Origin of the sequence: Brevundimonas sp. P7753 (genome assembly GCF_013386595.1) — a bacterium.
Lineage (GTDB): Bacteria > Pseudomonadota > Alphaproteobacteria > Caulobacterales > Caulobacteraceae > Brevundimonas > Brevundimonas bullata.
The window spans coordinates 1-13072 of sequence record NZ_JACARP010000109.1; the positions used below are offsets into that span (position 1 = coordinate 1).

Genomic DNA, 13072 nt, shown 5'->3' on the forward strand with positions numbered 1-13072 from the left:
TGAAGGGGAGGGAGAAGGACGCGTCAGGTCGTAGGAACCGCCGTGCCGCCTACTAGCGGCGTCGGCTCCCACGGCCCCCCGTCTCGCCCGCCGGCGAACTTCACCAGTGCCGCAATCCGCTTCTCGATCGGCGGGTGCGTGGCGAACAGGCCCGCAAACCCCGCCTTGTCCGCTGTATTGTCCAGGAACATCCCGCGCAGCTCATCCGGCGCGCTCAACTTCGACTGGCCCGACACCTTCCTCAGCGCCGAGATCATGGCGTCCGGGTTCTTGGTCAGCTCCACCGCCCCGGCGTCGGCCACATATTCCCGCGTCCGCGACAGGGTCATGCGGATAACCGCCGCCAGGCCAAAGCCGATCACCCCGATGGCCAGACCGATCAGGATCAAGGGCATAGCGTTCTTGTTGTTCCCCCCGCGACCGCCGCGCACATAGAACAGGCTGCGGAACACCAGTTCGGCGACCACGCTGATGATCCCCGCAAAGATGGAGGCGATCACCATGGTCCGCACGTCCTTGTTGATGACGTGGGTCAGTTCGTGGGCCAGGACGCACTCCATCTCGTCGCGGCTCAGGGCCTGCATCAGGCCGCGCGTGACGGTGACGCTGTAGTTCCCTTCATGCAGCCCTGACGCATAGGCGTTCAGCGACGGGCTCTCGATGATCCGCAGCGTCGGCGTCCTCAACCCGCGCGAGATCGCCAGGTTTTCCAGCAGGTTGTAGAGCTCGGGCTCCAACCGCCGCTCCACCTTACGCGCGCCCGTCATGGCGTCGATCATCGCCTGATTGCCGAAATAGGCGATGACGAACCAGATCACGGCCACGACCAGGGCCGTCGGCACGGTCCAGCCCAGCATGGACGCCGCCAGCGCCAGGTCCTGACCCAGGTCGCCGCCCGAGTTGGGCAGCAGACCAAACCCCATCATCAGCACCTGAATCCCGAACAGGATCAGCACCAGCAGGACCGGGAACCCGGCCAGCAGAATCGCCGACCGGGTGTTGTTCTGCCAGATGTGGGTCTTGAGGCCGACGGCCTGACCGAAAACCGCCATTGGGGCTTAGAACTTCACCGTCGGCGGCGCCGCATTCAAAGCCGCGCGTTCACCCTCGCCCACGTCGAAGAAGGGCTTGTCCGAAGCAAAGCCGAACATGCCTGCGAACAGGACGGTCGGGAACTGACGGCGCACGGCGTTGAACTCGCTGACGGCATTGTTGAAGAACCGGCGCGCGGCGGCCAGCTTGTTCTCGATGTCCGACAGATCCATCTGCAACTGCTGGAAGTTGGCGTTGGCCTTCAGGTCCGGATAGGCCTCGGACACGGCGAACAGACGGCCCAGAGCCCCGGTCAGCATGTTCTCGGCCTGCACCTTCTCATCAACGGTGCGCGCTCCGGCGGCGGCGGCGCGGGCCTGAGTCACGGCGTCCAAGGTGCCGCGCTCGTGCGTGGCGTAGCCCTTCACCGTCTCGACCAGGTTGGGGATCAGATCCTGACGCTGCTTCAGCTGCACGTCGATGTCGGCGAACGACTGATTGGCCGCCTGATCCAGCGCCACAAGCTTGTTGTAGGCCCCGACGACGACGAACAGCAGAACGACGACGATGACGCCGATGATGATCCAGGTGATCATTGAGCCTCCTCCAGCATTTCAGGAGGAATATGGGGGGCCGCAGCCCCCCGGCCAAATGACAATGCTGACAGGTTAGGTCAGCGGAACTTGCGCATCCCGCGCGGACCCTGGCGACCGGCGCTGGCGCGCTTGCCCAGCCAGTCCTTCCAGTCAGGCCAGTTGCGGCGACGACCGCCGCGGTCGGCCCATTCCGGCCCCGTCTCGGCGTTGAACACCGCCACGTCGGCCAGGCCGCCCTGCTTGTAGCCCTGCAGCTTGACCCCCTTGCCGCGGCCCATTTCGGGCAGCTCGGCGATGGGAAAGATCAGCGCCTTGATGTTCTCGCCTATGGTCGCGACGTGGTCGCCGGTGACGCGCAGCATGGCCAGCATCTCGCCGTTCAGCACCTGCTTGCCGCCGCGCTTCTGCGCCAGAAGCTCGTTCTCGGGCGCGACGAAGCCGTAACCGGCCCTGGACGCGACCAGAAGCTTTGCATTCGGTTCGTGCGCCAGGACATTGATAATCTCGGCCTTTTCATCGAGATCGATCATCAGGCGCAGCGGTTCGCCATGCCCCCGTCCAGAGGCCAGCTTGTCGGCCCCGATGGTGAAGATTCGCCCGTCAGAAGCGCCCACCAGCAGCTTGTCCGTGGTGAAGGTCGGCACCAGGAAGGCCAGGCTGTCGCCCTCCTTGAACTTCAATTCCGACGGGTCCTCAACCTTGCCCTTGGCGGCGCGGATCCAGCCGCGTTCCGACAGGATGACGGTGATGGCCTCGCGCGGGATGAAGGCTTCCGGCGCCACGAAGGCCGAGGCGTCCACCGCCTCGCCGATGGTCGTGCGACGCGGCGAGATCAGCGCCTTGCGCACGACCTCCAGTTCCTTGGAAATGGCCTTCCACTGCTTGCCTTCCGAAGACGTCAGCGCCTTCAGCGCCGCAAGTTCTTCCGACAGAGCATTGAATTCCTTCTCAATCGCCATCTCCTCGATCCGCGCCAGCTGACGCAGGCGGGTGTCGAGGATGTAGTCGGCTTGCGGCTCGCTCAGACCAAAGCGCGCGATCAGAACCGCCTTCGGCTGCTCCTCCTCGCGAACGATGCGGATCACCTCGTCCAGATTGAGGAAGACGATGCGCAGGCCTTCCAACAGGTGCAGTCGCTTCTCGACCCGCTCGATCCGCCATTGCGACCGGCGGTTCAGCACCACGCGGCGGTGATCGAGGAAGGCTTGCAGGCAGTCCTTCAACCCCATGACGCGCGGCGTGCCCGTGGCGTCCAGCACGTTCATGTTGATCGGGAAGCGGACCTCCAGATCGGACAGCTTGAACAGGCTCTCCATCAGCATCTCGGGCTCGATGGTGCGGTTCTTGGGTTCCAGAATCAGGCGGATGTCTTCCGCCGACTCGTCGCGCACGTCGCCCAGCAGCGGCGCCTTCTTGTTCTCGATCAGGTCAGCCAGGGCCTCGATCAGGCGGCTCTTCTGCACCTGATAGGGCATCTCGGTGACGATGATGCGCCAGACCCCGCGCCCCAGGTCCTCGGTCTCCCAGCGGGCGCGCAAACGCACTCCGCCGCGACCTGTCTCATAGGCGTCCAGGATCGAGGCATGGCCCTCGACCGACACGCCGCCGGTCGGGAAGTCCGGCCCCGGCACGATCTGCACCAATTCCTCGGTGGTCGCCTCGGGCCGTTCCAGCAGCAACTGGCAGGCGTCGATCAGTTCACCGACGTTGTGCGGCGGGATTGAGGTCGCCATGCCCACGGCGATGCCTGACGACCCATTGGCCAGCAGATTGGGGAAACCGGCCGGCAGCACCACCGGCTCTTCATCCTGATCGTCATAGGTGGCGCGGAAATCGACCGAGTCCTGGTCGATGCCGTCCAGCAGCAGGACGGCGGCGGGCGTCAGCTTGCACTCGGTGTAGCGCATGGCCGCGGCGCTATCGCCGTCGATGTTGCCGAAGTTTCCCTGTCCGTCGACCAGCGGATAGCGCTGGGCGAAGTCCTGGGCCAGACGGACCAGGGCTTCATAGATGGAGGCGTCACCGTGCGGGTGATAGCCGCCCATGACCTCGCCGACGACCTTGGCGCATTTGCGCGCCGCCGCCTGCGGGTTCAGCCGCATCTGGTGCATGGCGTACATGATGCGGCGGTGCACCGGCTTGAAGCCGTCACGCACGTCGGGCAGGGCCCGGTTGGTGATCGTGGACAGGGCGTAGGCGAGATAGCGCTTCGACAGCGCCTCGCTCATCGGCTCTTCGACGATGCGGCCGCCTTCAGGCGTCGGGGTGTGGATGGTCATGTGTTTTCGAATCGGTGATCTGAACGACAAAGTCTAGCGCAGCCTGCGGCTGACGCGGGGACGATCGGCGCCTATCTGTGGAGCGCCGCCGCCGAACAGGTCAGGAACCCGCCATGAAGACCGCCCTCACCGACCGCCTGGGCCTCGATCTGCCGATCATTCAGGCCCCGATGGCCGGGACCTCCACGCCCGAACTGGCGGCGGCCGTGTCGAACGCCGGGGCGCTGGGCTCCATCTCCATCGCCTCCGTCGATGCGGTCGAGGGACGGCGTCAGATTCAGGCGCTGAAGGCCCTGACGACGCGGCCGTTCAACGTGAACCTGTTCTGCCATGCGCCGACGCCGCCCGATCCCACGCGCGACCGCGCCTGGATCGACAGCCTGCGCCCACTTTTCGCTCAGTTCCGCGCCGCCCCGCCCGAGACGCTGACCGAGATCTACCAGAGCTTCCTGACCGACGACGCCAAGCTGGCGGTCCTGCTGGACGAGAAGCCCGCCGTGGTCAGCTTCCACTTCGGCCTGCCGCAAGCGGAGAAGATCCCCGCCCTGAAATCCGCCGGCTGTCTCCTGATCGCCAGCGCCACCACGCCGGAGGAAGGCCGACAGGCCCAGGCGGCGGGCGTCGACATGGTCGTGGCCCAGGGCTTCGAGGCCGGCGGCCATCGCGGCGTCTTCGATCCCGCTGATGACCCGCGCTTCGCCACCCTGCCCCTGACCCGGCTTCTGGCGCGCGAACTGGACATCCCGGTCATCGCAGCGGGCGGCATCATGGACGGCGCCGGGATCGCGGCCGCCCTGGCGCTGGGCGCAGCAGGTGCGCAGCTGGGCACCGCCTTCGTCTCCTGCCCGGAGTCCGCCGCCAACCCCGCCTATCGCGCGGCGCTCGCCAGCCCGCGCGCCGAACGCACCCGCGTCAGCCCAGTCATCTCGGGCCGACCCGCGCGCGGCGTCGAAAACGCCTTCATGCAGCGCGCCGACGAAGCCCTGACCGCCGGCTATCCCTACGCCTACGACCTCGGCAAGGCGTTGAACGCCGCCGCGAGCGCACAGGGCGACGACGGCTACGCCCCGCAATGGGCCGGCCAGGCGGCGCCCCTGACGCGCGCCCTGCCCGCCGCCGAACTGGTCGAGGCTCTGGCGCAGGAAACCCGAGACGCCGTCAGCCGTCTGCAACGCCTTCTGTAACCCGGCGCCATCCGCGGCCTTGTCCGCAACGTAACATCAGGGTCTGAGCCCCGAGGACTGACACGATGCTCCTGATCCTGCTGTCCTACCTGGCCGGGGCGCTGACCATTCTCAGCCCCTGCATCCTGCCGGTCCTGCCCTTCGTCTTCGCGCGAGCGGGCCAGCCCTTCCTGAAAAGCGGCCTGCCCCTGCTGCTGGGCATGGCCCTGACCTTTGCGGGCGTGGCGACGCTGGCGGCGGTCGGCGGCGGATGGGCGGTGCAGGCCAATCAGGTCGGACGCTGGATCGCCCTGGCGGTGATGGCGGTGCTGGGACTAACCCTGATCATACCCTCGCTGGCCGACCGGCTGACCCGGCCTCTCGTCGCCCTCGGCTCGCGCCTCACCGAGAGGGCCAGCGCGGAGCAGCAGTCCGGCGGCGGCGTCTGGCCCTCCTTCCTGCTGGGCGTGGCCACCGGCCTGCTGTGGGCACCCTGCGCCGGGCCGATCCTGGGCCTGATCCTGACCGGCGCGGCGCTGCAAGGCGCCAGCGTCGGCACGACCCTTTTGCTGGCCGCCTACGCCGCCGGGGCCGCCACCTCCCTGGCCCTGGCCCTGCTGATCGGCGGCAAGGTCTTCCAGACGATGAAGCGTTCGCTGGGCGTCGGCGAATGGGTGCGAAAAGGTCTGGGCGTTCTGGTCCTGATCGGCGTCGCGGCCATTGCGCTTGGCCTCGACACCGGCCTGCTGACCCGCCTGTCCAGCGGCGGCACCAACCGCATCGAACAGAGCCTGCTCAGCCGCTTCGGCGCCGCCCAGCCCATGAACGCCGTCCGCGCCCCGCTGAACGCCCTCCCCGTCGAAGGCGCCATGCCGCCCCTGACCGGCGCGACCGAGTGGATCAACAGCCCGCCCCTGACCACGGAACAGCTGCGCGGCAAGGTCGTGCTGGTCGACTTCTGGACCTACTCCTGCATCAACTGCGTGCGCACCATCCCCTATGTCCGCGCCTGGGCCGAGAAATACCGTGATCAAGGCCTGGTGGTGATCGGCGTCCATACGCCCGAGTTCGCCTTCGAGAAGTCGCCCGCCAACGTCCGCGACGCCGTGCGCCGCTTCGGCGTCACCTACCCCGTGGCCATGGACAATGACTTCGCCATCTGGCGCGCCTTCGACAACCGCTACTGGCCTGCCCACTACTTCATCGATGCCAAGGGAAACATCCGCTACCACCACTTCGGCGAGGGCGACTACGAACACTCCGAGCGGGTCATCCAGCAACTGCTGAAGGAGGCCGGCGCCGCCAATGTCGACCAGGCCGTGGTCCAGGTCCACGCCCAGGGCGCCGAGGCCGCCGCTACCGCCGAGGTCGCCTCCCCCGAAACCTATGTCGGCTACGCCCGCGCCAAGCACTTTGCCTCGCCCGGCGGCTTCGGCTTCGACGTGCGTAAGACCTATGCAGCCGCCCCTCTGAAACTGAACGACTGGAGCCTTTCCGGCGACTGGATCGTGCGGCCCGAACACGCCGACCTGCAGACGCCGGGCGGACGCCTCGCCTTCCGTTTCAAGGCCCGCGATCTGCATCTGGTCATGGGGCCGAGCACCCTGGGCCAGCCCGTGCGCTTCCGCGTTCGCATCGATGGTCAGGCGCCGAGCGCAGACGCAGGCGTGGACATCGACGCGCAGGGCATGGGCCGAATCGACAGCCAGCGCTTGTATCAACTGGTGCGCCAGTCCGGCGGCGCGCGCGAACGGACCTTCGAGATCGAGTTCCTCAACCCCGGCGTTCAGGTCTTCGCCTTCACCTTCGGCTGACTAGAGCCGTCCGGCCTCGGCCAGCCGCTCGATCATCCACACCCGCGCGGGCGGCAGCGGCTTGTTCAGGGCGTGGAAGACGAACTGTTCCAGGAAGTGCCCGGTCAGGTCCAGCCCCGCCTTCACGTCGCCTTCGCCCAGCCCCGCCTGCGCGCCCAGCATGAAGGGCGGCAGGTTCAGCAGCTTGTCGGCATAGGGCGCACCCGCCTCGCGGCTGACGGCGCGGCCCGTGCGCGGGCTGACGTAGATCAGATCATCCATCGACCCGGTGGCCGCACACCGCGACAGATCCAGCCCAAAGCCCAGGTCCTCCAGCAGCCCCGCCTCGAACCGCACAAAAATGGCCGGCCAGACCTCGGGCAAGGCGAACGCCCCCATCATGGCCTCGAAGGCCAGAAAGGCCCCCGGATGCGGCTCGCGCTCGGGCAAGGCCCCTTGCGCCACCGCCGCCGCGGCGTTCAGGCCGACCAGGGCCAGAGGATCGTCAAACAGGGCAGCCGGCCCCTCGCCCACAGGCTCCAGCCTTGCAGATCCCAACTGGTCCAAGGTCCGCGACCTCAGATCGGCCACCACCCGCGCCCCGGCCTGGAGGAAGGGCCGCATCTTCCGCGACGCCCCGCCCGCGACATAGGCCGCGCGGCGTCCGTGCCGCTCGGTCAGCAGTTCGACCACGGCCCCGGTATCCCCATGCGCCCGCGCCGACAGGACAAAGGCGTCGTCCTGAACCTCCATCAGTCGGCCTTGATCGCATCAACGACGGCGCTCGCCCTGTCGTTCGGCACAGCGAAGCTGAGGACATACTGCTCGATCTTCCAGCCATCGTCGGTCAACCGCAGCACGCCCGACCCGCGCGTGGTCCCATAGGCGTCGTTGTCCAGCACCTCGTCGAACCAGGCCACGCAGCGACAGTCCACGGGGGCGATGGTCACGGTCCGCGCGGTCGGCCGATAGGTCCAGCCCTTGCCCTGCGAGAAATAGGGCATGGCGTAGGCCCTGAACTCCGGCAGGCTCCACCGCTCGGTCGCATCCGTGCCGATGAACCGGCCGTCCGCCGTAAAGCTCGCGAAATAAGCCTCGCCGTCGGCCTTCGAAGCCGCCGCATGCATGGCGTCCAGCACGCGCTCCACCGAGGCGGTCTCGGCCTCAGCGACAGGCGCGGCCTGAACCGGAGCAGCAGACAGTTGAAGCATCATGAGAGCGGCGGTGATCATGGCCATGTTCTAGTCCTGCTCTCCCACAGGTGAAAGCACCTCGCACCTTCCTTCTCCCCTTGCGGGAGAAGGACAACCGCCTGCGCCCAAATCGTCGCAGCCACGCAACCGTCACACGACCGTATCGCCCCTGTCGTCCGCAGACGGTCTAAGCTCGGCCATCAAACGGAGTCCTCCCCATGCGCCTGCAACGCCGCCAACTGATCTCGACCGGGGCTGCGGCCTTCGCCTTCGGCGGCTTTGCCCGCAACGTCCACGCCCAAGGACGGGAATTGGCGGCGAGCGAAGAAAGCTACGTCAATCAGGTCGAGGGCTACGGCCCGCTGAAGGCCGACCCCAACGGCCTGCTCGACCTGCCGGAGGGCTTTTCCTATCAGGTCATCTCCCAGAGCGGCGAGACCATGGACGACGGCCTGCTGGTCCCCGGCCAGCCGGACGGCATGGGATGCTTCCCCCTGAGCCCCACCACGGTCGCCCTGGTGCGCAACCATGAACTGAAGGGGTCAAAGGCGCTTCACCGCAACATGGGACCCGGCGGCTTCCACCACGAACGCCTCGGCCTGCTGGACGCCTCCAAGGCCTTCGACACCTACAAGGACGGCCGCGCCCTGCCCGGCGGCACGACGACCCTGATCTACGACCTCGAAACCCGTCAGACGGTGCGTCAGCACCTGTCGCTGATCGGCACCTCGACCAACTGCTGCGGCGGCCACACGCCCTGGGGCAGCTGGCTGACCTGCGAGGAGACGGTCGAGACCCCCGCCGACGCCGACGTGACCAAGGCCCACGGCTGGGTGTTCGAGGTCCCCGCCGACGCCACCGGCCTGGTCGATCCCGTGCCGCTGAAAGCCATGGGCCGCTTCGATCACGAGGCCGTCTGCATCGACCCGCGCACCGGCATCGCCTACCTGACCGAGGATCAGGGCGACGGCCTCTTCTATCGCTTCATTCCCACGGTTCCGGGCCAGTTGGCGCGCGGCGGACGGCTGCAGGCCATGGCTTTGAAGGGGCAAGCCGGCGCCGACAGTTCCAACCACGAGGCCCGCATCTGGTCGGTCAACGACTGGCGCGAGGTCGAATGGATCGACATGGACGACGTCGAGGACCCGGCGGGCGACCTGCGCCATCGCGGTCATGCGGCGGGCGCCGTCAAGGTGGCGCGTGGCGAGGGTATCTTCTGGGGCGAGAACGAGCTCTACCTGACCGCCACCTCGGGCGGACCGCTGCGCCGGGGCCAGATCATGCGCTACGTCCCCTCGCCCAACGAAGGCGGCGCGGACGAGGCCCGCACGCCGGGCCGCATCCAGCTGTTCGTGGAAAGCACCGACCTGCGCACCATGAACATGGGCGACAACCTGTGCATCGCGCCCTGGGGCCACCTGATCGTCTGCGAGGACAACTATTCCGACGAGGTGCGCAACCACATTAAGGGCGTGACGCCCGACGGCCGCCTCTACACCATCGCCCGCAACGTTTTCGCCGGGAACTCGGAGTTCGCCGGGGCCGTGTTCTCGCCGGACGGCAGCGTCCTGTTCGTGAACATCATGTACCCCGGCCTGACCCTGGCGATCAGAGGCCCGTGGAACGCGGTCCGCTCATGAACAGGCGCGGGCGCGAGCGGCGAACCAGCCACAGGTTGACCGTCGCCGCGCCCAGCACCAGCGCCGCCAGCGCCTGGTGCAGCGCACCCAGGGTGATCGGCACCGCGTGCATCAGCGTCACAATGCCCAGCCCCGCCTGAAGCCACAGCAAGGCCGCCAGCACAAAGGCCGACAGTCCCAGCCCCTCGGCCAGCCGCCAGCGCCAGGCGTGGATGGCATAGGCCGTGCCGCCCGCCAGCAGCAGGTAGGCGCCGATGCGGTGATTAAACTGCACCAGTCCCTGATCGTGCAGGAAGGCGATCGCCCCCTTGCCCCACTCCACCGGCGGGAAGACCGCCCCATTCATCATCGGCCAGTCGGTGTAGATCAGCCCCGCCTTGGCCCCGGCCACCAGCCCGCCCAGCAGGCACTGAACGAAGATAGCCCCCAGCAGCAGCCCGGCGCCCCAGGTCCAGCCGCGCGGCGACCGCGAATGGTCCGATCCGCTCCAGGCCTCCAGCCCGGTCCAGATCAGCCCCGCAAAGATCAAGAAGGCCAGACCCAGGTGGGTCGCCAGCCGCTCCGGCGCCACGTCGACCCGTTCCGACAGGCCGCTGGACACCATCCACCAGCCGATCAGGCCCTGCAGCCCGCCCAGTCCCAGCAGGATCAGACAACGCCCGATCAGCCGCTTAGGCAGCCGCCGTATCAGCAGGAAGATCACGAACGGAACCGCAAAGACCACCCCGATCAGCCGCCCGAACAGGCGGTGCAGCCACTCCCACCAGAAGATGCCCTGGAACTCGCCCAGGCTCATGCCGGCGTTGACCTGGGCGTACTGCGGGATCGCCTTGTACTTGTCGAAGGCCTCGGCCCAGTCGGCCGCGTTCATCGGCGGGATGGCGCCCATGATGGGCTTCCACTCGGTGATCGACAGACCCGAGCCCGTCAGGCGCGTCACGCCCCCGATCACCACCATGGCGAAGACCATCGCCGCGCTGAAGAACAGCCACAGCGCCACCGCGCGGCTTTGATCCTGATTCACGAAACGCTTCATTCGACGCCTGCCGTTCGCCCCGATACACTGTCGCCTTACAAGTCGGGCGACCGGGGCGGTATGCCCCCCCAGCGCGGCAAGATCGAGTCGCTTTCGACGCCAAGGCGTCGCACCATTCTGAAGGAGCGCCCGTGGCGCCATATGCGGATATCGCCGTCGCCGTCCTGGGGGCGCTGGCCCTGGCCTGGATCGCCGACCTGCTGACCGGCCGCCGGGGTCTCGGCGGAACCATCCTGGTCGCCGCCGTCGGCGCCGGCTGCGGCGCCTTCCTGGCCATCCGCGTCTTCGCCGTGGCCACGCTCAGCGACTGGACCTGGGTCGTCTGGTCGATGATCGCCGCCGTGGTCTGCCTGGTCGCCTTCTTCCTGTTCCGGAGCAAGCGCTGATGGGCGCCCGGACCCGCCGCTTCGTCGCCACGGTCGGCGTTCTGCTGTTCCTGACCTTCTGGGTCTGGGGCGCGGTGTCGATCAACGACCGCCTGCCCGACATCTGGTGGCTGGACCTGATCTTCTTCGCCGTCGCCGGCATCGGCTGGGGCATCCCCCTGATCCCGATGCTCCGCTGGGCCGAGCGCGAGCCCGGCGCGAAATAGGACTAGAATTGCAAAAGGGGCCGCCCGAAAGCGACCCCTTTAACCAACCGATTTCCCTGAGGAAATGGTCGGAGCGACAGGATTCGAACCTGCGACCCCTTGACCCCCAGTCAAGTGCGCTACCAGGCTGCGCCACGCTCCGAAGACGCTCCCTATAGAGGGCGATTCCGCAGTCCGCAAACCCTAAAACGCTCTTTGAACAACAAGTTCGCCTCAGCGCTGCAGAACAGCGTCCAGACGCGCCTTCGCCGACTCCAGGTCGGCCAAAACAGCGCCCAAACGTGCGGCTTCGAACGGCGCGGCGGCGGCCGAAGCGACGGGTTCACGCTCCACGTCGGCGTCGATCTCCAGCGCCGTGGCCGGATCGCCGTAGGCGGCCAACCGGGCCAGCCCCTGTTCCTTGTGCAGACGCTGGACGCCGCGAATGGTCAGCCCCTCGTCGTGCAGCAGGCGACGCACCGCCTTCAGTACGGTGATGTCCTCGGGCCGATAGAAACGACGGCCGCCCGCGCGCTTCACCGGGACGATGAAGTCCAGCTTGGTTTCCCAGAAGCGCAGGACGTGCTGCTGGGCGCCGACTTCGTCAGCGGCCTCGGAAATGGTGCGGAAGGCGTTCGGGCTTTTGGCCACAGTCTATTCAGTCCTCGACGACCGCGTCGTGGACCCGGCTCTTCATGATTTGCGAGGCGCGGAAGCTGATCACCCGACGAGGGTTGATCGCCGCCGGTTCACCGGTCTTGGGGTTGCGGCCCATCCGGGCGCGCTTCTCGCGCACCTGGAAGACGCCGAATCCCGACAGTTTCACTGTCTCGCCGCGCTCGAGCGATTCGACGACCAGTTCGAGCGTGCGCTCGACTAGACCGGAGCATTCCTGGCGGGAAAGCCCCACCTCGTCATGCACCGCATCGCACAAATCCGCCCGGGTCAGGGTCTCTTGTCCCGTCACTGCGTCTCTCCGCTGCCAATTCGCATGCATAGAAGGGCAAAGTCGCCCCGAATCAAAGCCCTGAATGCAAATCTAGAGACGGAAGGCGCAGGCGCCCCACGTCAGACCGCCGCCCATGGCCTCGATCACCACCAGATCGCCGCGCTTGATCCGCCCGTCCTTGATGGCCGCATCCATGGCCAGAGGGATGGACGCCGCCGAGGTGTTGGCGTGCAGGGCCACGGTCGAGACAACCTTGTTTTCGTCCAGTCCCAGACGTTCACCGACCCCGCGAATGATGCGCTGGTTGGCCTGATGGGGCACGAACCAGTCGATCTCGGGGATCTCGACGCCCGCCGCCTCGGTCGCACCGACAATGGCTTCGGCGATGTTGACGACCGCGTGGCGGAAGACCTGATTGCCCAGCATCTTCAGATGGCCGACTGTGCCGGTCGTGGACGGACCGCCATCGACATAGAGCATGTCGGTCTTCGTGCCGTCGCAGCGCAGGGCGAAGCCCAGCACGCCCTGATCAGCCTTGGTCCCCTGCCCTTCGCGCGGTTCCAGCACGAAGGCGCCGGCGCCGTCGCCGAACAGGACGCAGGTGGTCCGGTCGTTCCAGTCCATCAGCCGGGTCATTTCCTCGGCGCCGATGACCAGGGCGCACCTGGCCATGCCGCGCGCGACGAAGCCGTCGGCCACGCTCATGGCGTAGACGAAGCCCGAGCAGACCGCCTGAACGTCGAAGGCGATGCCAACCGGCGCGCCCAGCTTGGCCTGAACGATGGCGGCGGTGGCGGGGAAGGTCTGGTCGGGGGTGGTG

Annotated in this window: 14 protein-coding genes and 1 tRNA gene; 5 read left to right on the forward strand and 10 right to left on the reverse strand. The window is 67.4% G+C overall.

Annotated features, from left to right (window positions below):
* Window positions 1-23 precede the first annotated feature (23 nt).
* The 3 genes from HX774_RS16945 to parC all read right to left on the reverse strand — a co-directional run bounded on the left by HX774_RS16945 (window position 24) and on the right by parC (window position 3907).
* Window positions 24-1052: a M48 family metallopeptidase gene (locus tag HX774_RS16945; protein WP_178828653.1), complete on the reverse strand. Its 1029-nt coding sequence runs from the start codon at window positions 1050-1052 to the stop codon at window positions 24-26.
* A gap of 6 nt (window positions 1053-1058) precedes the next feature.
* Window positions 1059-1628, reverse strand: a complete 570-nt coding sequence (locus HX774_RS16950) for a LemA family protein (protein ID WP_178828654.1) — start codon at window positions 1626-1628, stop codon at window positions 1059-1061.
* 77 nt (window positions 1629-1705) lie between these two features.
* Complete coding sequence (gene parC, locus HX774_RS16955) at window positions 1706-3907, reverse strand: DNA topoisomerase IV subunit A (protein ID WP_178828655.1); 2202 nt, start codon at window positions 3905-3907, stop codon at window positions 1706-1708.
* A 113-nt stretch (window positions 3908-4020) separates the two neighbouring features.
* On the opposite strand from parC, the gene HX774_RS16960 reads away from it, so the two are divergent.
* Window positions 4021-5091 (forward strand): nitronate monooxygenase family protein, encoded by a 1071-nt coding sequence (locus HX774_RS16960; protein WP_178828656.1) that lies wholly within the window; start codon window positions 4021-4023, stop codon window positions 5089-5091.
* Window positions 5092-5156: 65 nt separating this feature from the next.
* Window positions 5157-6884: a cytochrome c biogenesis protein DipZ gene (locus HX774_RS16965; protein ID WP_178828657.1), complete on the forward strand. Its 1728-nt coding sequence runs from the start codon at window positions 5157-5159 to the stop codon at window positions 6882-6884.
* On the opposite strand, the gene recO is transcribed toward HX774_RS16965, so the two are convergent.
* Together recO and HX774_RS16975 are read right to left on the reverse strand one after the other, a co-directional pair.
* The gene (recO, locus tag HX774_RS16970; protein WP_178828658.1) at window positions 6885-7616 is read right to left on the reverse strand and encodes a DNA repair protein RecO; all 732 of its coding nucleotides are present in this window, start codon (window positions 7614-7616) and stop codon (window positions 6885-6887) included.
* Window positions 7616-8101: a nuclear transport factor 2 family protein gene (locus HX774_RS16975; protein ID WP_255500518.1), complete on the reverse strand. Its 486-nt coding sequence runs from the start codon at window positions 8099-8101 to the stop codon at window positions 7616-7618. The genes recO and HX774_RS16975 overlap by 1 nt, the downstream gene beginning before the upstream one ends.
* A gap of 173 nt (window positions 8102-8274) precedes the next feature.
* On the opposite strand from HX774_RS16975, the gene HX774_RS16980 reads away from it, so the two are divergent.
* Window positions 8275-9696, forward strand: coding sequence for an alkaline phosphatase PhoX (locus tag HX774_RS16980; RefSeq protein WP_178828659.1), 1422 nt, complete (start codon window positions 8275-8277; stop codon window positions 9694-9696).
* Here HX774_RS16980 and HX774_RS16985 read toward each other — a convergent pair.
* Entirely contained in the window at window positions 9665-10732 is a 1068-nt protein-coding gene (locus HX774_RS16985; RefSeq protein WP_178828660.1) for a COX15/CtaA family protein, read from the reverse strand. The genes HX774_RS16980 and HX774_RS16985 overlap by 32 nt on opposite strands.
* A gap of 131 nt (window positions 10733-10863) precedes the next feature.
* On the opposite strand from HX774_RS16985, the gene HX774_RS16990 reads away from it, so the two are divergent.
* Window positions 10864-11118 carry a transglycosylase gene (locus HX774_RS16990; protein WP_178828661.1) on the forward strand — a complete coding sequence of 85 codons (255 nt, stop codon included), beginning with the start codon at window positions 10864-10866 and terminating at the stop codon, window positions 11116-11118.
* The gene (locus HX774_RS16995) at window positions 11118-11324 is read left to right on the forward strand and encodes a DUF2842 domain-containing protein (RefSeq protein ID WP_178828662.1); all 207 of its coding nucleotides are present in this window, start codon (window positions 11118-11120) and stop codon (window positions 11322-11324) included. Before HX774_RS16990 ends, HX774_RS16995 begins: the two co-directional genes overlap by 1 nt.
* Before the next feature lie 65 nt (window positions 11325-11389).
* Here the strand turns inward: HX774_RS16995 and HX774_RS17000 are convergent.
* From HX774_RS17000 to HX774_RS17015, 4 genes are all read right to left on the reverse strand, one after another.
* A tRNA-Pro gene (locus HX774_RS17000) sits at window positions 11390-11466 on the reverse strand.
* 71 nt (window positions 11467-11537) lie between these two features.
* Window positions 11538-11954 carry a MerR family transcriptional regulator gene (locus HX774_RS17005; protein ID WP_114818069.1) on the reverse strand — a complete coding sequence of 139 codons (417 nt, stop codon included), beginning with the start codon at window positions 11952-11954 and terminating at the stop codon, window positions 11538-11540.
* A 7-nt stretch (window positions 11955-11961) separates the two neighbouring features.
* The gene (locus HX774_RS17010; RefSeq protein WP_245945209.1) at window positions 11962-12270 is read right to left on the reverse strand and encodes an integration host factor subunit alpha; all 309 of its coding nucleotides are present in this window, start codon (window positions 12268-12270) and stop codon (window positions 11962-11964) included.
* Window positions 12271-12342: 72 nt separating this feature from the next.
* Window positions 12343-13072: beta-ketoacyl-ACP synthase 3 (locus HX774_RS17015; RefSeq protein ID WP_178828664.1), on the reverse strand; the 730-nt coding region annotated here is incomplete at its 5' end.

Coding starts and splice junctions, on each gene's coding strand:
- parC (WP_178828655.1), bottom strand. CDS start 3,907: ATGACCATCCACACCCCGACGCCTGAAGGCGGCCGCATCGTCGAAGAG.
- HX774_RS16950 (WP_178828654.1), bottom strand. CDS start 1,628: ATGATCACCTGGATCATCATCGGCGTCATCGTCGTCGTTCTGCTGTTC.
- HX774_RS16985 (WP_178828660.1), bottom strand. CDS start 10,732: ATGAAGCGTTTCGTGAATCAGGATCAAAGCCGCGCGGTGGCGCTGTGG.
- HX774_RS16995 (WP_178828662.1), top strand. CDS start 11,118: ATGGGCGCCCGGACCCGCCGCTTCGTCGCCACGGTCGGCGTTCTGCTG.
- HX774_RS16960 (WP_178828656.1), top strand. CDS start 4,021: ATGAAGACCGCCCTCACCGACCGCCTGGGCCTCGATCTGCCGATCATT.
- HX774_RS16965 (WP_178828657.1), top strand. CDS start 5,157: ATGCTCCTGATCCTGCTGTCCTACCTGGCCGGGGCGCTGACCATTCTC.
- HX774_RS16945 (WP_178828653.1), bottom strand. CDS start 1,052: ATGGCGGTTTTCGGTCAGGCCGTCGGCCTCAAGACCCACATCTGGCAG.
- HX774_RS16975 (WP_255500518.1), bottom strand. CDS start 8,101: ATGGCCATGATCACCGCCGCTCTCATGATGCTTCAACTGTCTGCTGCT.
- HX774_RS16980 (WP_178828659.1), top strand. CDS start 8,275: ATGCGCCTGCAACGCCGCCAACTGATCTCGACCGGGGCTGCGGCCTTC.
- recO (WP_178828658.1), bottom strand. CDS start 7,616: ATGGAGGTTCAGGACGACGCCTTTGTCCTGTCGGCGCGGGCGCATGGG.